At 63.3% G+C, this 22,758-nt stretch carries 18 protein-coding genes; all 18 read left to right on the top strand.

From position 1 onward, the window contains the following. The first annotated feature begins 19 nt into the window (after positions 1-19). The 18 genes from K5Q02_RS17360 to K5Q02_RS17275 all read left to right on the top strand — a co-directional run bounded on the left by K5Q02_RS17360 (position 20) and on the right by K5Q02_RS17275 (position 22,282). A complete protein-coding gene (locus K5Q02_RS17360) occupies positions 20-1,084 on the top strand; it encodes an ABC transporter substrate-binding protein (RefSeq protein WP_225832573.1) in 1,065 nt (354 codons plus the stop codon). Then, a complete protein-coding gene (locus K5Q02_RS17355; RefSeq protein WP_225832571.1) occupies positions 1,081-1,539 on the top strand; it encodes an acyl-CoA thioesterase/BAAT N-terminal domain-containing protein in 459 nt (152 codons plus the stop codon). The genes K5Q02_RS17360 and K5Q02_RS17355 overlap by 4 nt, the downstream gene beginning before the upstream one ends. After that, the gene (locus K5Q02_RS17350) at positions 1,536-2,387 is read left to right on the top strand and encodes an acyl-CoA thioester hydrolase/BAAT C-terminal domain-containing protein (RefSeq protein ID WP_225832570.1); all 852 of its coding nucleotides are present in this window, start codon (positions 1,536-1,538) and stop codon (positions 2,385-2,387) included. The genes K5Q02_RS17355 and K5Q02_RS17350 overlap by 4 nt, the downstream gene beginning before the upstream one ends. After that, on the top strand, positions 2,384-3,142 hold the full coding sequence (locus tag K5Q02_RS17345; RefSeq protein WP_225832568.1) for an ABC transporter ATP-binding protein: 759 nt from the start codon (positions 2,384-2,386) through the stop codon (positions 3,140-3,142). The genes K5Q02_RS17350 and K5Q02_RS17345 overlap by 4 nt, the downstream gene beginning before the upstream one ends. Further along, the gene (locus K5Q02_RS17340) at positions 3,135-3,911 is read left to right on the top strand and encodes an ABC transporter permease (RefSeq protein WP_225832566.1); all 777 of its coding nucleotides are present in this window, start codon (positions 3,135-3,137) and stop codon (positions 3,909-3,911) included. Before K5Q02_RS17345 ends, K5Q02_RS17340 begins: the two co-directional genes overlap by 8 nt. 11 nt (positions 3,912-3,922) lie before the next feature. Next, positions 3,923-5,545, top strand: coding sequence for a gamma-glutamyltransferase family protein (locus K5Q02_RS17335; protein ID WP_225832563.1), 1,623 nt, complete (start codon positions 3,923-3,925; stop codon positions 5,543-5,545). A gap of 196 nt (positions 5,546-5,741) precedes the next feature. Next, a complete protein-coding gene (locus K5Q02_RS17330) occupies positions 5,742-6,566 on the top strand; it encodes a Plug domain-containing protein (RefSeq protein ID WP_225832561.1) in 825 nt (274 codons plus the stop codon). Then, the gene (locus K5Q02_RS17325; RefSeq protein ID WP_225832559.1) at positions 6,563-7,912 is read left to right on the top strand and encodes a TonB-dependent receptor; all 1,350 of its coding nucleotides are present in this window, start codon (positions 6,563-6,565) and stop codon (positions 7,910-7,912) included. Before K5Q02_RS17330 ends, K5Q02_RS17325 begins: the two co-directional genes overlap by 4 nt. A gap of 585 nt (positions 7,913-8,497) precedes the next feature. Next, a complete protein-coding gene (locus K5Q02_RS17320) occupies positions 8,498-10,486 on the top strand; it encodes a TonB-dependent receptor family protein (protein ID WP_225832557.1) in 1,989 nt (662 codons plus the stop codon). Between the two features lie 201 nt (positions 10,487-10,687). Further along, positions 10,688-12,298: an ABC transporter substrate-binding protein gene (locus K5Q02_RS17315; protein WP_225832554.1), complete on the top strand. Its 1,611-nt coding sequence runs from the start codon at positions 10,688-10,690 to the stop codon at positions 12,296-12,298. A 2-nt stretch (positions 12,299-12,300) separates the two neighbouring features. Then, the gene (locus tag K5Q02_RS17310) at positions 12,301-13,233 is read left to right on the top strand and encodes an ABC transporter permease (protein WP_225832552.1); all 933 of its coding nucleotides are present in this window, start codon (positions 12,301-12,303) and stop codon (positions 13,231-13,233) included. A gap of 101 nt (positions 13,234-13,334) precedes the next feature. Continuing rightward, positions 13,335-14,630 carry an acyl-CoA dehydrogenase family protein gene (locus K5Q02_RS17305; RefSeq protein ID WP_442964015.1) on the top strand — a complete coding sequence of 432 codons (1,296 nt, stop codon included), beginning with the start codon at positions 13,335-13,337 and terminating at the stop codon, positions 14,628-14,630. Beyond that, entirely contained in the window at positions 14,627-15,976 is a 1,350-nt protein-coding gene (locus K5Q02_RS17300) for an LLM class flavin-dependent oxidoreductase (protein ID WP_225832551.1), read from the top strand. Before K5Q02_RS17305 ends, K5Q02_RS17300 begins: the two co-directional genes overlap by 4 nt. A gap of 25 nt (positions 15,977-16,001) precedes the next feature. Continuing rightward, on the top strand, positions 16,002-17,057 hold the full coding sequence (locus K5Q02_RS17295) for an NADP(H)-dependent aldo-keto reductase (RefSeq protein ID WP_225832549.1): 1,056 nt from the start codon (positions 16,002-16,004) through the stop codon (positions 17,055-17,057). Between the two features lie 18 nt (positions 17,058-17,075). Then, entirely contained in the window at positions 17,076-17,960 is an 885-nt protein-coding gene (locus tag K5Q02_RS17290) for an ABC transporter permease (protein WP_225832547.1), read from the top strand. After that, positions 17,957-19,615 carry a dipeptide ABC transporter ATP-binding protein gene (locus K5Q02_RS17285; protein ID WP_225832545.1) on the top strand — a complete coding sequence of 553 codons (1,659 nt, stop codon included), beginning with the start codon at positions 17,957-17,959 and terminating at the stop codon, positions 19,613-19,615. Before K5Q02_RS17290 ends, K5Q02_RS17285 begins: the two co-directional genes overlap by 4 nt. Continuing rightward, a complete protein-coding gene (locus tag K5Q02_RS17280) occupies positions 19,593-21,008 on the top strand; it encodes an LLM class flavin-dependent oxidoreductase (protein ID WP_225832544.1) in 1,416 nt (471 codons plus the stop codon). Before K5Q02_RS17285 ends, K5Q02_RS17280 begins: the two co-directional genes overlap by 23 nt. Before the next feature lie 71 nt (positions 21,009-21,079). After that, the gene (locus K5Q02_RS17275; protein ID WP_225832542.1) at positions 21,080-22,282 is read left to right on the top strand and encodes an acyl-CoA dehydrogenase family protein; all 1,203 of its coding nucleotides are present in this window, start codon (positions 21,080-21,082) and stop codon (positions 22,280-22,282) included. The last annotated feature ends 476 nt before the right edge of the window (positions 22,283-22,758 follow it).

The raw sequence follows: 22,758 nt of genomic DNA, 5'->3' as shown, positions 1-22,758 counted from the left end.
CTACCTAGGATCTGCCTCCATGCGCTTCGCCATTCGCTCATTGCTGCCCCTCACGCTGGTTTGCGCCAGCCACGCCCATGCCCTCGACGAGGTCACCGTCGCCCTTGCCATCCCCGCCGCTGTGCATGACGGCGCGCCTTACGCCGCAGCCCAGGAACTGGGGCTGTTCAAGGAGCAGGGGCTGAGCGTCGAGACCGTGGTCTTCCAGGGGGCTGGCGCCTTGCTGCCGCAGGTCGCCAGCAAACGGGTGACCTTCGGCTTCCCGGTCGCTGAGCCGGTACTCTCCAGTCACTTCAACAAGAACCCGTTGCCGCTGCGTTATTTTTACAATGGCGTTCCCAGCCAGACCCTGGAGTACCAGGTGCTCGCCGATTCGCCGATCAAGACCCTGGCCGATCTCGAGGGCAAGAAGATCGGGGTCGGCGCTTTGACCTGGGGCACCTTGCCGAACAGCCGCGCAGCCCTGCGCGTCGCCGGCCTGGAGCCCGGCAAGAACGTCGAATTCGTCGCCGTCGGCGCGCTCGGCGCGGGCTTTCAGGCGCTGCGCAGCGGCCAGGTGGATGCACTCAACTTCAATAACAGTTGGGGTGACATGCTGGAGCTTGCCGGTACGCCGATCCGGCGCATCCAGTATCCCGAGGTGTTTCAGGACAATCCCGGCAACGGCTTCATCGCTCACCAGGACACTTTCAAGGACAACCCTGACCTGATCCGCCGCTTCGGCCGCGCCTATACCGAGGCGCAGTTCGTTTGCGAGGTGAACCCGGCGTTCTGCGTGCAGGCATTCTGGCGTCAGCACCCTGAAAGCAAGCCTGCCGATGCCCAGGGCAAGGGCCTCGAAGACGCCAAGACTCTGCTTGCTCGCCGTTTGCAGCGCACCCTGTATTTCCCGGATGGCAGCCCGCGCGTACCGGGGCAATATGACCTGGAGGCGATTCGCGCTGCGGTGAAGGCCATGGCCGAGGCGGGCGAGTTCCCCAGTGCCGAGGTGCCGGTGGAGCAGGTGTTCTCCAACGAGTTCGTGCCCGCCTTCAACGATTTCGACCGTGACGCGCTGCGCAAGCGGGCGGAGGCGGCGAAATGACCCCAGCGTTCGAAATCGACATTGCCGATGGGCTGATCGACCAGCCTCGGCGCATTCGGGTGCTGGGGCTGAGCCCGGGTGTGGCGCACCTGACGACGACCCTGGAACATCCCGATGGCAGCCTCTGGCAGAGCGAAGCCAGCTTCGAAGTCGCTGCCCACGGCGCGCTGGATATCGATGCACAAGTGCCGCTTGCTGGCGACTGGAGCGAGTTGGAAGCACTGGCGCCGGTGTGGGCGTTGCGCCAGCTGAGCGCTCCCCGCAGGCCGCAAGCCAGTGAGGGGCTGGATGCCCTGTCGATTCGATTGCAGATACGCGATGCAGCGGGCGGCAGGGCCGCGGCCACGCTCACCCAGCGCTTTCTCGCCCCCGGCGTGAGCCGCCGTGAAATACGCGACGAGGGGCTCTCCGCAACCTTGTTCAGTCCTGCTGGCGATGGATACACCCGCTGGTGATCGTGCTCAATGGATCGGGGGGCGGTACGCCGGAGCAACGTGCGGCGCTGTATTCCGCCCATGGCTATGCGGCACTGGCTTTGGCCTTTTTCAAGGCGCCGGGGCGGCCCGAGCATATTTCCGACACGCCGCTGGAGTATTTCGAGCAGGCACTGCTCTGGGCGCAGCGCGAGCTGCAACCGCAGCATGGTTTCATCGCCGTCGCCGGGCTGTCTCGTGGCGGGGAGCTGGCATTGCTGCTGGGGGCGACCTTTCCCGAGTTGGTCTCCGCGGTGATCGGCTACGTGCCGAGCGCGGTAATCCACGGCACGTTGCGGGCAGGGCGCCCGGAGCAGCCACGTGACGCCGACGCATGGACATGGCGTGGCCAGCCGCTGCGTAATGTCTGGAGGGACAACCCCGCAGCCGACTGGCGCGCCTTCGACCAGCCACCCGAAACCGGGGCGGCGATTCGCCAGGCGCCGGCCTTCGTGGCGGTGGAAGCGCACGCAACCAGCGTCGCGGCGGCACGCATTATGGTGGAGCGCATCAACGGGCCGATCCTGCTCATCTCGGGCACTGATGATGGTTTCTGGCCGTCCAGCGCTTACAGCGAGCGCATTCAAGCCGAATTGCAGGCGGCCGGGCACGCCTGGCCGGTCACCCATGTGCGTAACGAAGGGGCAGGCCACGCCATCGGCTTTCCCTTCGTGCCCACCACGCAGATCGCCAAAATTCATCCGGTCGCCGGCGTGCTGATCAGTGGCGGCGGCACGCCGGCAGCCAATGCCCGTGCCAACCGCGAGAGCTGGCAGGCCGTGCTGACGTTCCTGGCTGATGCGCTGCACGCACGGGAGGCGCAGCCATGAGCGCCGCCCTGACCCTGCAGGCGGTGGGGCTGACGTACCAGACCCGCCGCGGAGAGATTCAGGCCCTGGCCGACGTGAGCATGAGCATCGCCGAGGGGGAGTTCGTCGCGGTGCTCGGCCCGTCCGGCTGCGGAAAGTCCACCATTCTCAAGCTGGCGGCAGGCTTGCTCGACGCCAGCGAAGGGCGAGTGGCGGTCGCCGGGCAGGCGATAGAGGGCCCTGGCCGGCATACCGGCGTGGTGTTCCAGAAGCCCAATCTGCTGCCCTGGAAAACCGTGCTGAACAACGTGCTGCTGCCGGCACGCACACTTGGGCTGCCCATCGACGAGGCCCGCCAGCGGGCGACAGCACTGCTCGAACTGGTCGGCCTCGGCCCGTTCGCCAACGACTACCCGTTCGAACTCTCCGGGGGCATGCAGCAGCGTGTCGGCATCGCCCGCATGCTGTTGCACGATCCGCAACTGCTGCTGATGGACGAGCCGTTCGCCGCCCTCGATGCCCTGTCACGCGAGGCACTGACCCTGGAGCTGCAACACATCTGGAGCCAGCAGCGCAAATCGGTGCTGTTCATCACCCACAGCATTCAGGAGGCGGTGTTTCTCGCGGACCGGGTGCTGGTCATGTCGCCGCGCCCCGGGCGCATCATCGACGAGGTGGCGATCACGCTGCCGCGCCCGCGCACCCTGGAAACCCTGGCCGAACCGGCGTTCATCGCGCTCTGCCAACAACTGCGAAGGCACTTCACCCATGCGTAGATTGCTTCCCGTGCTCTATCCACTGACCAGCCTGGCGGTGCTGATCCTGATCTGGGATCTGTCCGTGCGCCTGCTCGAGATTCCCGACTATCTGCTGCCCGCGCCGCTGACGGTCTATCAGGCGCTGGCGGGCGGTTTTGCCGATGGCAGCCTGTGGCCGCATATCGGCGTCACCCTGGGTGAAACCCTCAGCGGTTACGTGATCGGCTGCCTGCTGGCGATCGTCCTCGGGGCCTTGCTGGCCGAGTCGGAAACCTTCGAGCGCTTCGTCTATCCCTTGCTGATCGGCCTGCAGGCAACGCCCAAGGTCGCGCTGGGGCCGATCATTCTGGTCTGGTTCGGCTTCGGCATGGCCTCGAAGATCGTGCTGGTGGCGCTGGTGTGCTTCTTCCCGCTGTTCGTCAACACGGTGAACGGCATTCGGCGCACCGACCCCGAACTGCTCGATGCCTGCCGTTCGTTTTCCGCATCGCGGCTCTACCTGCTGATCCACGTGAAGTTTCCTGCCGCGGCGGGCGAGGTGTTCGCCGGTTTGCAGATCGGCGTGTCGCTGGCGCTGATCGGTGCGGTGGTCGGCGAATTCCTTTCCGCCCAGCGCGGGCTGGGTTATCTGATCGCGTCCAGTTCGGTGAGCATGAGCCTGTCGACCATGTTTGCCGGTGTCATCCTGCTGGCGCTGATCGGCCTGTGCGGTGCGCAAACCGTGCGCTGGCTGCAACGCCGTGTGATCTTTTGGGAGCCGGGCGCTGTCCGACCCCGTAAACACTGATGGAGAACCCGATGTCCTTTGACTGGCACAACCCTTATCCGTCGATCCGCATTCCGCTGTTCGCCCGCAACGTGGTGTCGACTTCGCATCCTCTCGCGGCCCAGGCCGGTTTGCGCCTGCTGCTGGCCGGCGGTAATGCGGTGGACGCGGCAATCGCCGCGGCGGCGATGCTCACCGTGGTCGAGCCGGTGTCCTGCGGCCTGGGTAGCGACGCCTTCGCCATGGTCTGGGACGGCCAGTCGCTGCATGGCCTGAATGCCTCTGGCACGGCACCCGCCGCCTGGACGCCGGAGTATTTCCGCCAGCGCCATGGCGAGGATGGCAAGGGCCACGCGAAGCGCCCGGTGCGCGGATGGGATTCGATAACGGTACCTGGCGCGGTGGCCGGCTGGGCCGCGCTGCACGAACGCTTCGGCAAGCGGCCGTTCGCCGATGTGCTGGCGCCGGCTGCCGAGGTGGCCGATCGGGGTATCACCATCGCCCCGATCGTTGCCCACAAATGGGCGGCGGCGGTGCCCGATCTGCGTGATCAGCCCGGCTTCGCCGAGGCCTTCATGCCTGGCGGCCGGGCACCGCGAACTGGCGAGAAATTCGTCTTCGCCGACGCTGCGCGCACCTTGCGGCTACTGGGCGAGCAGGGCGCACGGGCGTTCTACGAGGGTGAGATTGGCGAGGCCATCATCGCCCATGCACGCGCCACCGGTGGCAACTTGAGCGCAGCTGACCTGCGCGACTACCGACCGGAATGGGTGACGCCCATTTCCCAGCGTTATCGCGGTTACGACGTGCACGAGATACCGCCCAACGGCCAGGGCATCGCGGCCCTCATCGCCCTGGGCATTCTCGAGCACTTCGACCTGGCGGCTCTGGCGGTCGACTCGGCTGCTTCGCAGCACCTGCAGATCGAAGCCATGAAGCTGGCCTTCGCCGACGTCTATCGCTACGTGGCCGACCCGCGCAGCATGGAGGTCACCCCTGAGCAGATGCTCGATCCTGCGTACCTCGCGCAACGCGCCAAGGCCATCGATCCTGGCAAGGCGAGCAATCCCGGTTTCGGTCTGCCCAAGTCGGGCGGTACCGTCTACCTCAGCGTTGCCGACGAGAACGGCATGATGGTGTCCTTCATCCAGTCCAACTACATGGGCTTCGGCTCGGGCGTAGTGGTGCCAGACTATGGCGTCAGCCTGCAGAACCGCGGTGCCGGTTTCTCCAGCGACCCGGCCTCGGCCAACGTGGTGGCCCCCGGCAAGCGACCGTTCCACACCATCATTCCGGCGTTCCTGACCCGCGACGGTGTGGCGCAGATGAGCTTCGGGGTGATGGGCGGCGACATGCAGCCCCAAGGCCACGTACAGACCCTGGTGCGCATGCTCGACTACGGCCAGCAACCCCAGGCTGCCTGCGATGCGCCACGCTGGAAGGTCAACCGGGACTTCTCGGTGGACCTGGAAGCGAGCATGAACGCCGACGCCGTGCGCGGTCTCGCGGCCCTGGGTAACCCGTTGAAGTCGGTCGAGGACCCCTACATGGACTTCGGTTCCGGGCAGTTCATCTGGCGGCTCTCGGATGACCCGAACCACGGCTATGTGGCTGCCAGCGACAGTCGCCGGGATGGGCAGGCGGTAGGGTTCTGATGTAAGGCGCAGCGGGCAGCGCGGGTGGATGGAAAGCCTGCCCGAGTGCCGACTTTGCGGTGGCAATTCGAGGCGCTGGAATGTACTTGACCGGACAGCGGTTCAGCAAACTGGCCGCCCAGTGTTTATCCAGTTGTTGGTCGATTATCTTAACTACCTGTTTTAAAAGAAAATAATAGCTGGCACAGACGCTGCTATGGACGTTGGTATCGCTATCGATACCACGACGATTCATGACAGGAGTGCAAGCAAGATGCCGGCAAAAGGAGATAACCGCAGATCACTGATGGGTGCAGCTGGAGCAGGGGCGCTGGCTGCCTGCCTGGGTACGGCCTCCATGGCGCATGCCCAGTCACCGTCGGGTGATGCCGCTGCTCAGCGCCTCGATACCGTGGTGGTCAGTGGCGAGAGGAAAACCGAAGCACAGCAGGCCCAGGAGCGTATCGAGGAAGTGGCCGGTGCGGCGACCGTCATCGATAACAAGCAGGTCGAGCGCGGGCGTGCCTCCAATGCCGAGGATGTACTCGCGCTGCAGCCCGGGATCTTTGCTCAGGCAACCAGCGGCACCTCCGCCAACAAGATCTCCATCCGTGGTTCGGGCTTGAATACTTTCTATCAAGGCTATTCCCTGGGGATCAAATACCTGTATGACGGCATGCCCATCACCGGCCCCGGCGGTACCCAGGAAGATCTGCTGAACATGGCTGCGGTGAACTACACCGAAGTGCTGTACGGCGCCAATGCCTTTTCCTATACGGCGCTGGCCTTGGGCGGCGCGATCAACTTCGTGACCCACAGCGGTTATTCGTCGCCGGGTAACTACGCGCGTTTCGAAGTGGGCAGCTTCGGCTATCGCAAGCAGCAACTAAGCACCGGCGGCGTGGTGGGGGACAGTGATTACTACGTCTCGGTATCCTGCACAACGAACGGGACGGCTTCCAGGACAATACGCCCAACGAAGGCAAGGATTTCATCGGCAATTTTGGACACCGATTCAACGACAAGCTCGATACCCGGTTGATTGCCCGTTATCGCGAAGAGGACCTGATCAACGGTGGCACCCTGACCAAGGCGCAGTTGCTGGACAACCCCAAGCAGAACAACGTGCCGGCCGGGCGCAAGAAGGACGGCACGACCCTTCTGATCAGCAAGACCAACTACCGCTTCGATGACGATTCGCTGCTGGAGGTCGGGTTGGGTTACAACGACTACCCCTTGCACAACGGCTGGCGCTATTCCGCCACGCCGCAGGATTGGCGCTCCACCGATACCAGTGTGAGCTTGCGTTATCTACGCCAGGGAGATGTGCTGTTCGGCAAGCCGAGCGACACCACCCTGAGCTTCAGCCACACCCGTCTGAATGGCGATGTGAAAGCCTACAATCGCAGCGATAACTCGTTGCGTCAGTACACCGAGTACAGCGGCTCGCGGGATACCGTTTTCGCCATCGGCAACGAGCTGCAACTCGATGAGCGCTTCTGGTTGTCCAGCGGCATTTCCTTCATCGAAATCGACCGTGACGTCAGCATCGAATACACCACGCTGACCAACACAACCGAATTTCCAAGCAGTGTCAGCTATCAGGACTGGGATGTAGCGCCACGGCTCGGGTTCCGTTATCAGGTGCACCCCGACGTACAGCTGTTCGGTAACGTCAGCCGTTCCATCGATCCGCCCGTGACCTGGTACTACGGCAGCACCGGCAATGCCTACGTGCGCCCGCTGCAGCCGCAAGAGGGCACCACGCTCGAATTCGGCGTGCGCGGTAGCGCCGGCATCTTCGATGGCAGCCTGACGCTGTATCGCAGCTGGATCGACAAGGAGCTGCTGTCGGTGGTTGTCATCCCAGCCACCAGTACTGCGGATGCCGTCGTTGCCAACGCCAACGCCAGCAAGACCATTCACCAGGGTATCGAAGCCGGGTTGAACACTGTGCTTTGGGAGGGCAGTTCGGGCAATACGCTCAGCTTGCGTCAGGCGTATACCTTCAATGATTTCTTCTACAAAGACGACGATGTGTTTGGCGACAACCAGTTGCCGAGCTTGCCCATGCATGTCTACCAGGGCGAGTTGCAGTATCAACACACCAGCGGCTTTTACGCTCAGCTGAATGTGCGTTCGGCTTCCAATTACTACGTGGATTATGCGAACACCCTGAAGGCGCCTTCCTACACCTTGTGGGGTGCGAAAGTCGGCTATGAAGCGCCTAGCGAGAAGTGGAGCGTGTTTCTCGATGCCCGCAACCTCACTGACGAGAAGTACGCCACGACGACGAATACCGCTTATAACCTCAATGGTAATGACTCAGCCAACTTCTATCCGGGAGATGGCTTTGGCGTGACTACCGGGGTGGCGTTCCGTTTTTAGCCCGCCTCCATCCCGCGCGTGACCATTGCACGGCGTCTTATCAGACGCCGTTTTGCATGAGCATTTCCAGTCGATGTGTTTGTTGCCGGACTTATTCGCCACGGTGGATCAGTGCATGGGTTCGAGAATGTTCTAAGCACTGTTAATTCTTCAACTATGAGCTGCAGTTATAACCATATTCCGGCGCCTGTTGTTGCTTATGTTTTTAAGGCTTATCCATAGTTCATTATTCGCTGTATGTGGCGAAACAGTAGATCAGCAGAAAACATTAACTGATACATGGGGTTGTTTTTAGCTATTGCTAATCTACTGAATTAATTGGCTTTTATTTTCTGGAACGGCCTTTGCTAAGAGAGTGTCGAGGTGCGGAAATTACAATAAATAAAGCGCCGAGGAATTCAATCAGACATAGGAGTGGTATCGGTGCGTTGGTCAACTTTTGAGGGGAGCAACTCCAATTTTCCCAGCCGTCTCAGGCCGCTGTGCAGTGCGGTGAGTTTGGGTGGGTTGGTTATGTGTGCAAGTCAGATTGCCCTGGCCAACGAGCCTCAACCGGTGGCAGATGCCCGGCTGGGAACTGTCGTCGTGAGCGGGGCCAAGAAGACCGAGTCGCAACAGGCAGAGGACAAGCTTAAGGAAATACCCGGCTCGGTAAGTGTCGTGGATAACAAGGAGGTCGAGCGTGGCCGCGCGGCAACCCTGGAAGATGTACTCGCCTTCCAGCCAGGGGTAATAGCGCAAGCTGCTGGTGGCAACGATGCGATCAAGATCTCGATCCGCGGTTCCGGCGCCAATGCCTCGCCCGGTTACTTCCGCGAGGGGGTCAAGTTCCTGTTCGATGGCCTGGCGCTGACCGGGCCAGGTGGTACGCCTTATGAATTGCTGGAAACCTCTGGAGTCAGCCACACCGAAGTGCTGCGCGGCGCCAATGCGTTCGACTACACGGCACTGTCGCTGGGTGGCGCGATCAACATGATTACCCACAGCGGCTACACCTCGCCGGGCAACTACGCCCGCTTCGAGGCCGGTAGTTTCGGCTGGCGCAAGCAGCAGTTGAGCACCGGCGGCGTGGAAGGCAACGCCGACTATTACGTCAGCCTGCACAACTCCGAGCGCGACGGTTACCAGGACTACACCTTCACCAAGGCCAAGGGCGTGGTATCCAACTTCGGTTACCGCTTCAACTCCAAGCTCGATACGCGGCTGATCATCCGCTACCGCGAGCAGTACCACGAGAACTCCGGCACCCTGACCCGTGCGCAGTTGGAGGATGACTCTTCCCAGCCGAACCTGACCACCGTAGCGCAACGTGGCGACTCGACCAAGAACGGGTCGATATGGGTTGGCAGCAAGACCACCTACAGCTTCGACGATGACTCCCGGGTCGAACTGGGGCTGGTCTACCACAATTACCGGCAGATCCTCGGCGAGAAGAGCCCGGTCACCCCCAACCACTGGCAATGGCGCGACCTCAACACCTCACTGCGCTACCTGCGAAGTGACGAAATTTTCGGCCACCAGAGCAACACCACGATCGCCTTCAGCAACACCCTGCATGACCGCGCCGAGGTCAGCACCTACAGCGGCAGCACCCAGCAACTGGTCAAGGACACCAACTACAGCGGCTCCTTCGACACCGTGTTCTCGGTCGGCAACGACCTGGAACTGACCGAGCGCCTGTGGCTGTCCAGCGGTCTGTCGCTGGTCAACATCGTTCGCGACGTGGACGTGAAGTTCTCCGATCGGCCCAACGCCACGCCTTTCCCGGATGACTACAAGTACGACAACTGGAGCCTCGCGCCGCGCCTGGGCCTGCGTTACTACCTGACCCCGGATCTGCAACTGTTCACCAACGTCAGCCGCTCTATTGATCCGCCCAGCGCCTGGTCGATCTCGCCGTCTGGCCCGACCAACAATTACACCATGCCGCTGGTGGAGCAGAAGGCCAACACCTTCGAAGTCGGCATCCGCGGTTCCCAGGGCATCGTCTCGGGCAGCCTGGCGCTGTACCGCTCGTGGATTCACAACGAGCTGCTCAACGTCGAAGTAGTTCCGGCCAGCGGCCTGACGCCGGCGTTGACGCGCACCTCCAATGCCAGCGCGACCATCCACCAGGGCGTCGAAGCCGGCCTGGACATCGACCTCTGGCAGGGCACACGCGGCGACAACCTGCTGCTGCGCCAGTCCTACACGCTCAACGACTTCTACTACCGGGATGACCAGGAGTTCAACGCCAACGAACTGCCCGGCCTGCCCAAGCACATCTACCAGGCGGAGTTGAAGTATCAACACCCGAGTGGCTTCTACGGTGGCATCGACGTGCGTAGCGCATCGAGCACGGCAGTGGACTACGCCAACTCGTTCTACGCCCCGTCCTACACCGTGTGGGGCGCCAAGTTCGGCTACGAAGACCCGAGCGACCGCTGGCAGGTTTTCCTCGACCTCAGAAACCTCACCGACGAGAGCTACGCCACCGCGATCAGCCCGATCTACAACGCCCGTGGCAACGATGCGGCAGCGCTTTACGTCGGCGATGGCTTTGGCGCCTTCACCGGCGTGGCCTTCCGTTTCTGACCCTCTGGCGACGGCGCCCAGCGCTGTCGCCGTTCACCGGCATCTCTAGGAAAACGCGTCATGCAACGAAATCAAAGCGCAGCCAGGCAAATCAGGTGGGTCAGCGCAGGCCGGTGGCTCGGCGCCGTTGCCGGGGCTCTATTGACCCTTTCCGGCTGCTCGCCCAGCGACGAGCCTCCAGCGTCGGCAACCGGTAATGGGATGAAGGCAAGCGGGCAAGTGGTCGATGGTTTGCTCAGCTATCCCGCTTCCGACTATCACGAGCAGGCCAAGGGCAAGTCGGGTGGCACCCTGCGCGCTTCGGTGGCGCTGGATACCGGCACGTTCGACGTTCACTCCATCTCCCACGGCAACGTCCAGTGGCTGGGCCGGATCATCTACGACGGCCTGGTGTATCAGGACGAGCAGGGCGGAATTTCACCCTGGTTGGCAAAGTCCTGGGAGGTTTCCGAGGACGGCACCGTCTACACCTTCCACCTGCGTGACGATGTCACCTTCAGCGATGGCACCAAGTTCAATGCCGAGGCCGTTCGCGTCAACCTCGAGCACATGCGCGATCCAGCCACCAAGTCGCCACTGGCCGCCGCCTATATCGCGCCGTATGCCCAGGGCCGGGTGCTCGACGAGTACACCTTCGAAGCGACCCTGCGCGAACCTTACTCGCCGTTTCTCGACGTGCTGGCGCAGTCTTGGCTGAGCATGATCTCGCCACGACAGATTCTCGAAGACCCGAAATCCATCGCGGAAAAACCCATCGGTTCCGGGCCCTTCGTGGTTGAAAGCTACACGCGCGAGCAGGGGGCGACCTTCGTCAGGCGCGATGACTACAACTGGGCGCCGCCGGTCGTGCGCCACCAGGGCCCGGCGTATCTGCAGCGTATCGAACTGACGTTCATCCCGGAGGCGATGATCCGCTACAACTCGCTGTTGTCCGGCCAGCACGATTTCACCCTCGATGCCCCGACGCAAAACGCCAAGTCGATCCGCTCCAACCCCGAACTGGTGCTCAACAGCCGTATCCGCAAGGGCAATCCATTTCGCAGCCTCACGTTCAACGTCGAACGCTTTCCCTTCGATGACGTGCGCGTGCGCAAAGCCGTTACCCAGGCCGTCGACCGTGAAGGTCTGGCGTGGATCACCGGCTTTGGCGAGTTCCAGACGAAAAGTGATTACCTGGCGGCCAACTCGCGGTTCTACGATCCGTCCTTCAGCGAGGCATTGAAGTTCGACCCGCAGGCGGCTGACCGACTGCTCGACGAGGCCGGCTGGCAGCAGCGTGACAGCGAAGGCTACCGCACCAAGGATGGCAAGCGTCTGGCAGCCCAGCTGCTGATCAGCGAGAACCCGGCGTTCCCGAGCAGCGTGGCCGTTGCCATTCAGTCCGACGCGCGCAAGATCGGCCTGCAGGTCGAGATCGAAGTGCTGCCCACGGCCCAGGCGACCGACCGCCGCTACAGCGGTGACTACCAGATTCTGGGCGGCGGCTACTGGCACACCAATACGCCGGACGGCCTGTTCATCCTCTACCACAGCGCGTCGATCACCACCGACCGGCTGATCGGCCAGAACTCCTCACGGCTGCGTGACGCGGAGCTGGACGACGTGCTCGAGCGTGCGCGGCGCAGCAACGATGTGGCCGAGCAACGGGCGCTTTACAGCCAGGCCCAGCGGCGCCTGACCGAGCTGGTTCCTGCTGCGCCTTCCTACGAAAGCCATCACATCACCGCGCACCAGGCCTACGTCAAGGGCGTGGTTTTCGACACGTCTCACAACACCCCGTTCTTCACCAGCGTCTGGCTGGACAAGGAGTGAGCATGAGCCCATTGCGACGGATCATCTGGCGGCTGCTGGCCGGCGTGCTGGTGCTGTGGGGGGCGGCGACCCTGACGTTCGTCGGCTTGAACGTCACCGGTGGCGATCCCGCCCTGGCCATCCTCGGAGGCCCGGAGGCCGTGCCGACGGCTGAAGCGCTGGCGCAGGTGCGCCGGGAATACGGGCTCGACCAGCCGCTGATCGTCCAGTATGGCCAGTATCTCGGTCGTCTGGCCCAGGGGGATCTCGGTGAATCCTATCGCCTGCGTATCCCGGTGGCTCAGGCGATCGGCGATCACCTCGGAGCCACCCTGCAACTGGCGATCTGGGCGGCGCTGGTGGCCGTGTTGCTGGCCATCGCGGTGGCCGTGCTGACCGCACGCCGCCGTCCCTGGGTCGGCTCGCTGTCCTCGGGAATCGAGCTGGTGTTGTCTTCCATGCCGTCGTTCGTGCTCGGCATCCTTCTGTTGCTGGTGTTTTCCTTCCAGTTGCGGCTGTTTCCTCCGAGCGGTTCCAGCGGCTGGAAAACCATGGTGCTGCCGATCCTGACACTCGCGCTGCCGGTAGCCGCGGTACTGGCCCAGGTGCTGCGTCAGGAACTGGAAGACATCCTCGAACAGCCGTTCATCACCATGGCCCGCGCCCGCGGCCTTTCCGAAGCCGGGGTGCGCCTCGGCCATGCGCTGCGCCATGCGCTGATTCCGCTGGTGACGCTGTCCGGCTTCATTCTCGCCAGCCTGCTTGGCGGTGCCGTGATCACCGAGACGCTGTTCGCCAGGCAGGGTGTCGGCCGTTTGATGCTCGATGCCGCCAACACCAAGGATGTGCCCATGGTGCTCGGCATCACCCTGCTGGCCGCGCTGATCTACGTGGTCGTCAACCTGATCGTGGATCTGCTCCTGCCGCTGATCGATCCGCGGGTGACCGCGCGATGAGCATGAGCAGCCTCAATGCCCTGATCCGCCTGCGCGCGCTGTTCGACGAGAACGACACGCCGCCGTCACTCCAGTTTTCCGCTACTGCCAAGGATTCCCCCATGATATTCAGCGAACAGCAAACCTCACCCGCGACCTCCGCCGAACTGCCGGTAGCGCCCAGCGATGCACAGTTGCTGGCCATTTTCGAACCGCTGTTCGCGCGCATTGCCGAAGGCGCCATCGCCCGTGAGCAGGGCCGTGAGCTGGCGCATGAGCCGGTTGCCTGGCTGCGCGATGCGGGCCTTGGCAGGCTGCGCGTGCCCCAGCGTCACGGCGGTTTCGGTGCCAGCCTTGAGCAACTGTTCCGGCTGATCAGCCGCCTGGCGGAAGCAGACTCCAACCTGCCGCAGATCTTTCGTGCGCACTTCGGTTTCGTCGAGGGCCGTCTCAATGATGACGATGAGCAAAGCCGCCAGCGCTGGTTCGCGCGCGTGGTTGCCGGAGAGCTGTTTGGTGCGGCGATGGCCGAGCGTACCGAGAGCACCACCAACAGCGTCCAGCTGAGCCGCGATGGCGAGCGCTTGCTGCTCGATGGCGAGAAGTACTATTGCACCGGCACCCTGTATGCGGACTGGATTGCCGTTTCGGCCAATCAGGACGACGAGCATGTGGCCGTCGCCGTCTCCACTACAGCGGCCGGTGTCACGCGCCTGGACGACTGGGACGGCTTTGGCCAGCGCCTCACGGCCAGTGGCACCACTCGCTTCGAACAGGTCGAGATTGCCGACGAGCAGATCATCAGGCGCTTCACACCGGGCGAGCGCAAGAGCGATTCCTACATCAGTGCGTTCTATCAGCAGGTGCACCTGGCGACCCTGGCCGGCATCGCAAGAGCCGTTCAGCGCGATGCCGTCGCATTCGTGCAGGCACGTACCCGCACCTTCGGTGTACCGGGGCAATCCAGCCCGCGCAACGATCCGTTGGTACAGCGGGTGGTCGGCCGGCTGTCCAGCCTGACCTTCTCCAGCGAAGCCCTGGTGGAGAAGGTCGCGCGGACGCTGGATCAGCTCTGGCTGGCGCATCAGGCTGGCAAGGCCACGGCCGAGCAGTACGCCGAGGCGGATATCCATACCTTCCAGGCTCAGCAGATCGTGATCGAGCAGGTACTGGAAACCACCACCTTGCTGTTCGAAGTGGGCGGCGCCTCGGCGTCGAGCAGCGCGCGGCGCCTGGATCGTCATTGGCGCAACGCACGCACCTTGGCTTCGCACAATCCGGCGATCCTGCGTGAGGCCTACCTGGGCGATTACTACCTCAACGGCACCGTGCCCAGCGAGGCCTGGACGGAGCGCTTCGCCGCCGCCAAGGGCCGGGAGAAAGAACAGCCGGCAGCCAATGAAGGGGATCTGGCATGAGTGACGCGAAGCGGCAGATGAGCATCGGCATGAACATCCTCGGCTTTGGCGCGCACGCTGCGGCCTGGCGCACGGGTGAAGCGCATCCCTCGGCTTATCTCGATGTCGACTACTACCGCAATATCGCCAGGATCTCCGAACGCGGCACGCTGGACGCCATCTTTCTGGCCGATGGCCCGGCGCTGCAGGGCGACGTTGCCAAGAGCCCGGCCGGGCGACTGGAGCCTACGGTGCTGCTTACCGCCGTGGCGCTGGCGACCCAGCACATCGGGGTGATCGCCACCTGCTCGAGCACCTACAACGACCCGTACAACCTGGCGCGCCGATTCGCGTCCATCGATCACATCAGCGGCGGGCGTGTCGCCTGGAACGTGGTGACCAACGCCGGTGACGCGGCTGCGCAGAATTTCGGGCTGGCCGGGGCGCCACTGCATGTCGACCGCTACGCCCGCGCCGACGAGTTTCTCGATATCGCCACCAAGCTGTGGGACAGCTGGGAAGAGGGCGCCATCATCGGCGATGCCCAGCGCGGCGTATTCGCCGACCTGGCGAAGGTGCACAACATCGATTACGTCGGCGAGCACTTCTCCGTGAAGGGGCCGTTGAACGTGCCGCGCTCGCCTCAAGGGCGGCCGGTGCTGGTACAGGCTGGCTCCTCCGAAGGCGGCAAGGCACTCGGTTCCCGCTGGGCCGATGCCATTTTCACCACCCAAACGACCCTGGCGGACGGCCAGGCGTTCTATCAGGAGATGAAAAATCGCGCCCGCGCCTGGGGCCGCAATCCTGACCATCTGAAAATCATGCCTGGCCTGTCCACGGTGATTGGCAGCACCGAAGCGGAGGCTCGCGAGCGTTTCGACCGCCTCAATGCCTACATCGGTGAGGGCGGGTTGATCAGCCAGGTGGCGCAACGTATCGGCATCGCGGCGCACGAACTGGATCTGGACGCCGAACTGCCCTGGCACCGCATCGGCCCGATCAATGAATTCGAAAGGGGCTCCCATGGCTTTCTCGAGGCGCAGATCAATCTGGCACGCCGTGAAAAGCTCACCGTGCGCGAACTATCGCGACGCATCCTGGTGGGGCACCGGCTGATCGTCGGCACCCCCGAGCAGGTTGCCGACACCCTGGAGCACTGGTTCCTCGCTGGCGCTGGCGATGGCTTCAACATCATGCCGGACAGCTTCCCTTCAGGCGTCGAGAGTTTCGTCGACGAAGTGGTGCCGTTGCTGCGCAAGCGCGGTGTGTTTCGCCACGAGTACAGCGGTAGCACGCTGCGTGACCACCTTGGCTTGCCCTATCCCCGTAGCCAGTACGAACAGCCCCAGCGGGCCGCATCGGCTTGAACGTCATCCATTCGAGAGCAGAGCAATGAATTACCGCCCACTTGGCAACAGCGATATTCAGGTCAGCAGCATCGGCCTCGGCACCATGACGTGGGGCCACCAGAACAGCGAAACCGACGCCCACCAACATCTCGATCACGCGCTTTCCCGGGGCGTCAATCTGGTGGACGCCGCAGAGATGTACCCGACGCCAACGCGTGCCGAGACCTGGGGCATCACCGAGCGCTTCATCGGTACCTGGCTGGCGAAAACCGGGCGCCGCCAGGATATCGTTCTAGCCAGCAAGGCCGTGGGGCCGGCACGTACGCCATCGCAGAATCACATCCGTGGTGGCAAGTCCCATCACGATGCGAAGAACCTGCGCGCAGCCCTGCACGGCAGCCTCGATCGTCTGCAGACCGACTACCTCGACCTCTATCAGTTGCACTGGCCGGATCGCAGCACCAATTTCTTCGGGCTGCGCGAGTACCCATGGGCCGAGGATCAGGAGAGCGTGTCGATCGAGGAGACGCTGTCGGCGCTCGCCGACCTGGTCAAGGAAGGCCTGATCCGCCATATCGGTGTGTCCAACGAAACCCCCTGGGGCGTGGCGCAGTTTCTCAAGGCCTCCGAGCGTCTTGGCTTGCCGCGCATCGTCAGCATCCAGAACCCCTACAGCCTGCTCAACCGCCTGTATGAAACCGGGTTGGCCGAGTTCAGCCACCGGGAAGGGGTGGGCCTGCTGGCCTATTCGCCACTCGCGTTCGGGGTGCTAAGTGGCAAGTATCTGGATGGCGCGCAGCCCGAGGGCGCGCGCCTTTCAGCCGGCTCGCCCTATGGCCGCTTCGCGCGCTACGCCAGCACAGAGGCGGCCAGTGCCGTGCGTGCCTATGTCGAATTGGCGCGTAGCAGAGGGCTGACGCCCGCGCAGCTGGCGCTGGCATTCGTCGTCGGTCGCCCATTCGTAACCAGCGCGTTGACTGGTGCCACCAGCCTGGCTCAGCTCGATGAAAACCTTGGCAGCCTCGACGTGCAGCTGGATGACCAACTGCTCGGCGAACTCAATGCCATCCATTCGCGCTTGCCCAACCCGGCGCCCTGAGTCGCGGAGTCTTCTTCGATGAGCATGACCACTCCTGAAGTATTCATTGGCCAGCGCAGCAGACCAGGATTGCGTCTGCCTGCCTGGTCGCCGGTTTTGCTGCGCCGCCCAGGCCTGCTGCTGGCGGGTTTGTTTGTCGCGCTGCTGGTGCTGGCCGGTATCGAGCCGAGCTGGCTGGTGCGTGGTGATCCGCTGCTGGCCAGCGCCCGGGATGCCTTCCAGGCACCGGGCGTCGCTCATTGGCTGGGCACCGATGAAAATGGCCGCGATGTGTTCGCGCGCCTGGTGCATGGCGTTCGCGCTTCGCTGTTGATGGGGGTTGCGGCCACCATCATCGCGTTGCTTGGTGGCGTGGTCCTGGGGCTCGCTGCGGGGCTCGGTCATCGCTGGCTGGATGCGGCGATCATGCGCTTCATCGATGTGCTGCTGGCCTTTCCGGATCTGCTGCTGGCGTTGCTGATCATCACCTTCTGGGGGCAGGGCATGCTCAATGCGGTGGTGGCTATCGGCATCGCCGGTATCCCGCGTTTCGCCCGCATGGTGCGTGCGCAGGCGCTGCTGGTTCGGCGTGCCGCCTATGTCGAGGCGGCGTTGACGCTGGGCTTGCCGCCGGTGGTGGTGATTCTTCGCCACGTACTGCCCAACGCGATCAAGCCGATTCTGATCCTCGCCACCATCAGCATCGGCGGCAATATCGCCGCGGGTGCCTCGCTGAGTTTCCTCGGCTTTGGCGCGCCGCCACCGGCTCCCGAGTGGGGCGCGATGCTGTCGGTGGGCCGCAACTTCCTGGGCAATGCCTGGTGGCTGGTTGCCGCTCCGGGCGTCGCCGTGACCCTAACGGTGGTTGCCATCACCGCACTGGGCCGTGCATTGCTGCGTCACAGCGAGGGCAAGGCGCTATGACCCTCTTGAGCGCACCCAGCCATCCATTGATCGACGTGAACGACCTGCACGTTGGCTTCGCCCACGACGCTGCTGTGGTCAAGGGTGTTTCGTTCCAGCTCTACCGCGGCGAGTGCCTGGCCCTGGTTGGCGAGTCCGGCTCGGGCAAGAGCGTGACTTCGCGCACCCTGGTCGGCCTCACTGGCCAGGGCGCGCAGATTCGGGCAGGGCGGCTGCAGTTCGACGGCCAGGATCTGCTGACCTATCGCCCGCGTGACTGGCAGGGCGTGCGTGGCGGGCGCATCGGCTTTGTCATGCAGGACGCGCTCGGCTCCCTTGATCCGTTGCGCCCCGTAGGCCTCGAGATCGAAGAGGCGCTGCGCCTGCACACTCAATTGAACCGGGAGCAGCGCCAGGAACGGGTTATCGAGCTACTGCGTTCGGTGGGTGTGCCCCAGCCCGAGATGCGCGCCCGGCAGTACCCGCATCAGCTCTCCGGTGGCCTGCGTCAGCGCGCGTTGATCGCCTCGGCAATTGCCTGTGATCCGGATCTGCTGATCGCCGATGAGCCAACCACGGCACTGGATGCCACGGTACAGGCGCAGGTGATGGATTTGCTGGCGTCGCTGCGCAGCCAGGATCGCGCGATGCTGGTAGTCAGCCATGACATGGCGGTGGTCTCGCGCCTCGCTGACCGTGTCGCGGTGATGCGTAACGGTGAGATCGTCGAGCAGGGGCCGGTCGAGCAGGTGCTGTATGCACCGCGTGAGGCCTACACCAAATCGCTGTTGCGCGCGGCGGCTGCCGTTCATGTGCGGCGCGACCCGTCGCTATCCAGCGAGGGCACGGACCGGTTCGCCGAAAGCCCTACCGTGGTGGAGGCGCAGGGGCTCAGCAAGCACTTCAGCGGGCCTGACGGTGAGGTGCGCACGGTGGTGAGCCCGACGTCGTTCTCGCTGCGGGCCGGTGAAACCCTTGGCATCGTCGGTGAATCCGGCTCGGGGAAAACCACCCTGACGCGCATGCTGCTGGCCCTGGAAAAACCGGACGGCGGGCAGGTCGTGCTGCGCGGCCGACCCTGGGGCGAATTGTCCGCGGCCCAGCAGCGTCAGGAGCGCAAGCGCATTCAGGTGGTGTTTCAAGACCCCCTGAGTTCCTTCGACCCTCGCTACACGGTCGTCCGGGTGCTCGACGAAGCCCTCGCCGTGGCAGGTGTCCCCTCGGGGGAGCCGCGACGCCAGCGAGCCCTCGAACTGTTGCGCCTGGTGCAGCTCGACCCGGCGCTGCTGACGCGTCGCCCCATCGAGCTATCCGGTGGTCAGCGGCAACGCATCGCCATTGCCCGCGCGTTGGCTGCAGAGCCGGATGTATTGGTCTGCGACGAGCCCGTGTCGGCGCTGGACGTGTCGGTGCAGGCGCAGATCCTTCAGTTATTGGCAGATCTCAAGCAGCGCCTGGGGCTGGCCTGCCTGTTCATTTCCCACGACCTGGGTGTGGTGCAGCAGGTGAGCGACCGCGTGCTGGTCATGAAGGATGGCGTGGTCGTGGAGCATGGCTCGGTACGCGAGGTGTTCGCCCGACCTCAGCACGCCTATACCCGAACGCTGCTGGCAGCGATTCCCTTTCTGTACATCCATGAGGAGCGTGGCGTCCGTGTCGAAGCAATTGCTCATTAATCTGTTCGAGATGAACTGCGTCAGCCATATCGTGCATGGCCTGTGGGTGCACCCGGAAAACAACCGTCACCGCTTCAATGACATCGAATACTGGACGGAGCTGGCGCAATTGCTGGAGTTCGGCACCTTCGACGGCGTGTTTCTGGCCGATGTCGTGGGCGCCTACGACCAGTTTCGTGGCGGCCCCGAGACCGCGCTGCGCGAAGGCGTGCAGATCCCCAGCAACGACCCCATGCTGGTCATCCCGGCCATGGCAGCGGTGACGCAGAACCTGGGTTTCGGCGCGACCTTTTCCACCACCTATGAACCGCCATTCGCCTTCGCTCGGCGCATGAGCACCCTCGATCACCTGACCAAGGGACGGGTAGGCTGGAACGTGGTGACATCCTACCTGCCCAATGCAGCACGTAACTTCGGCCTGGAGGGCGAGGTGCCCCATGACCATCGCTACGAGATCGCCGACGAGTATCTCGATGTGCTCTACAAGCTGTGGGAAGGCTCCTGGGACGACGATGCGGTGTTGGTCGATCGTGCCCGACGCGTCTACACCGACCCCAGCAAAGTGCGCTACATCAACCATGTCGGTGAACATTTCAAGGTCGCCGGCCCGCACCTTTGCCAGCCGTCACGCCAACGCACACCGGTGCTCTTCCAGGCCACCGGCTCGGCAGCCGGTATGGAGTTCGCTGGCCGCCATGCCGAGGTGGTATTCACCGGCGGGGCTACCCCACAGGAAGTGCGCCGCAACATCGAGCGCATGCGCGAGAAGGCGCGCGCCAACGGCCGCGATCCCCTGGGCATCAAGTTCATCGTCCAGGCTGGGGTGATCGTCGGACGCACCGACCTGGAGGTGCAGGAGAAACTGCAAAGCTACCGCCGCCTGCACAGCGTCGAAGGCGCTCTGGCACACATGCAGGCGCCCATCGACCTGACTGCGTTCCCGCCACAGGCGCGCCTGGTCGATGTGTTGCCCGAAGGCGCTGCAGCCTGGGGGTTGCTGCGCCAGAACGACTCGAACGCCACCGTGGCGGATGCCCTGTCGCGCATCAACGGCTTCAATGAGGGCCGTTTCTTCGTGGCCGGGACGCCGCGAACGGTGGCCGACGAAATCGAGAAATGGCTCGACGAGGACGGCATCGACGGCATCAACCTGCGTCAGTACCTGTCGTTCGAGACCGCCCGTGACTTCATCGAGCTGGTGGTTCCCGAACTGCGCAAACGAGGCCGTTTCCGCGAGCGCTACGAACCCGGTGAAACACTGCGCGAGCGCCTGTTTGGCGCCGGGCACTCGCGGCTTCCGGCGGATCACCACGGTGCCCGTTATCGCGACCCTGCGGCGCTATCCGTTCCCAGCCAGCCACTGCGGTTCCCGCAGGCAGCTACCCACGCCTGACCCGCCGACACATTCACCCGCGGGCAGGCGCACAAGGTTGCGCCAATGCCCGCCAGCATCGAGACCACCTTATGACTTTGCAGGCCGTCAACACCAACCCTACTGACTCCCTGAGCGTTGCCGAACTCAGGCAACTGGCTCGTACACGCCTGGCGAGCATTGCCGAGGGCGCCTCCGAGCGGGAGCGCCAGCGCAAGCTGCCGACCGAGCAGATTCGCGCCTTGGCAGGCGATCGTTTGTTGACCTGGCGTATTCCCAAAGCCTATGGCGGCAGTGGGGCGAGCGTACGCGAGGTGATCGAATTCATCGTCGATCTCGCGGCAGCCGACTCCAACATCGCCCAGGCGCTGCGGCCGAGTTTTTCCTTCATCGAAGGCCTGTTGCTGCGCGACGGTGAGCAAGAGCGTGAGCGCTGGTTCGCGCGTTATCTGGCCGGTGAAGTGGTTGGTAATGCCGGCTGGGAAGTGGGCGGGGCCAATGGTGCGATAAGTGCCCGTATCGTTCGCGAGGGCGAGCACTACCGGGCCAATGGCAGCAAGTATTACAGCACCGGATCGCTGTACGCCGACTGGGTGAGCGCCGTGGCGCTGGATGAGAACGAGCAGCCCGTGTCGTTCATCCTTCCCCGTGACCGCGAGGGCCTGGAGCTGCATGACGATTTCGATGCCATGGGGCAGCGTCTGACGGCCAGCGGTACCACGCTTCTGAACAACGTCATCGTTCACCCCGATGAGATTCGTACGCGCCCGGGCAGTGACGGGCAGCGCTCCATCGTCACGCCTTTCCTGCAGCTGTTCCTGGCGGCGGTGGAGGCCGGTATCGCGCGCAACGCGCTGCACGATGCGGTGCATTTCGCCCGCGAGCATGCGCGGCCGATCAAGCACAGCAGCGCCAGCCGCTCGGTTGACGATCCCTACGTGGAGTTTTCGGTCGGCGAGATTTCCGCACGGGCCTTTGCTGCCGAGGCGCTGGTACTTCGCGCAGCGCAAAGCATCGATGCCGCCTGGGCCGCGGGCCTCAATCAGGAGGCGATTACCCGTGCCTCGGTCGATGTGGCGCAGGCGCAGTACCTTGCAATCGAAGCTGCGCTGAAAGCTGCCGAACTGGTGTTCGATGTGGGTGGCGCATCCACCACGGGGCGCAGCCACAATCTGGATCGCCATTGGCGCAACGCCCGCACGGTAGCGAACCACAACCCACGTCACTGGAAGGCTGCAGCCGTGGGTGCATGGCGACTCAAGGGAATCGAACCGCCGACGTCAGGGCTGTTCTGAGTGATCGTTCGATTACTCGGCGTTGCCTGGTGCTGATGGATAACAGCCAGCACCAGGCTATTAGCGATTGACTGTAACGTCCTGCCAAGTCTCTCCCGCGTAGCACCTCGCGTTAATTACTCCCTTCGTTGTTTATAACTTGCCCGATGAGTGTGTGCATTCAAATGGCGCCTGCTGTTTCATACGGCTGCTTATTCCATTTTTCTGTTTTTATTTTGCGCTCGGTAATAACTTTACGTTCACTTCGTAATTTGCAGATTGCTGTCCTTGAGCAGCTTTTTGTGTCTTGAGAATAAGTGTTCTTGGCGGGTCACTGATTAATCATCAAGTGTCTGGAAATATTCAGTGCGTTGAGTTTTCTTAATGAAAAACATGCCTTTTCGATGTTTTTATCTGGCACGGTAAATGCTCCCTGTGATCGGTGTCAGCAAACTTGATTGTTGTTTGTGTGGGCTTTGATAACGCTGGGGCGTAAT

The sequence above is a fragment of the Pseudomonas sp. MM211 genome (assembly GCF_020386635.1).
Classification (GTDB): Bacteria; Pseudomonadota; Gammaproteobacteria; order Pseudomonadales; family Pseudomonadaceae; genus Aquipseudomonas.
The sequence above is the reverse complement of the archived record's forward strand: the minus strand, read 5'-3'. Positions and strand labels throughout refer to the sequence as shown.

Coding starts and splice junctions, on each gene's coding strand:
- K5Q02_RS17360 (WP_225832573.1), top strand. CDS start 20: ATGCGCTTCGCCATTCGCTCATTGCTGCCCCTCACGCTGGTTTGCGCC.
- K5Q02_RS17355 (WP_225832571.1), top strand. CDS start 1,081: ATGACCCCAGCGTTCGAAATCGACATTGCCGATGGGCTGATCGACCAG.
- K5Q02_RS17345 (WP_225832568.1), top strand. CDS start 2,384: ATGAGCGCCGCCCTGACCCTGCAGGCGGTGGGGCTGACGTACCAGACC.
- K5Q02_RS17340 (WP_225832566.1), top strand. CDS start 3,135: ATGCGTAGATTGCTTCCCGTGCTCTATCCACTGACCAGCCTGGCGGTG.
- K5Q02_RS17335 (WP_225832563.1), top strand. CDS start 3,923: ATGTCCTTTGACTGGCACAACCCTTATCCGTCGATCCGCATTCCGCTG.
- K5Q02_RS17330 (WP_225832561.1), top strand. CDS start 5,742: ATGGACGTTGGTATCGCTATCGATACCACGACGATTCATGACAGGAGT.
- K5Q02_RS17315 (WP_225832554.1), top strand. CDS start 10,688: ATGAAGGCAAGCGGGCAAGTGGTCGATGGTTTGCTCAGCTATCCCGCT.
- K5Q02_RS17310 (WP_225832552.1), top strand. CDS start 12,301: ATGAGCCCATTGCGACGGATCATCTGGCGGCTGCTGGCCGGCGTGCTG.
- K5Q02_RS17305 (WP_442964015.1), top strand. CDS start 13,335: ATGATATTCAGCGAACAGCAAACCTCACCCGCGACCTCCGCCGAACTG.
- K5Q02_RS17300 (WP_225832551.1), top strand. CDS start 14,627: ATGAGTGACGCGAAGCGGCAGATGAGCATCGGCATGAACATCCTCGGC.
- K5Q02_RS17295 (WP_225832549.1), top strand. CDS start 16,002: ATGAATTACCGCCCACTTGGCAACAGCGATATTCAGGTCAGCAGCATC.
- K5Q02_RS17290 (WP_225832547.1), top strand. CDS start 17,076: ATGAGCATGACCACTCCTGAAGTATTCATTGGCCAGCGCAGCAGACCA.
- K5Q02_RS17285 (WP_225832545.1), top strand. CDS start 17,957: ATGACCCTCTTGAGCGCACCCAGCCATCCATTGATCGACGTGAACGAC.
- K5Q02_RS17275 (WP_225832542.1), top strand. CDS start 21,080: ATGACTTTGCAGGCCGTCAACACCAACCCTACTGACTCCCTGAGCGTT.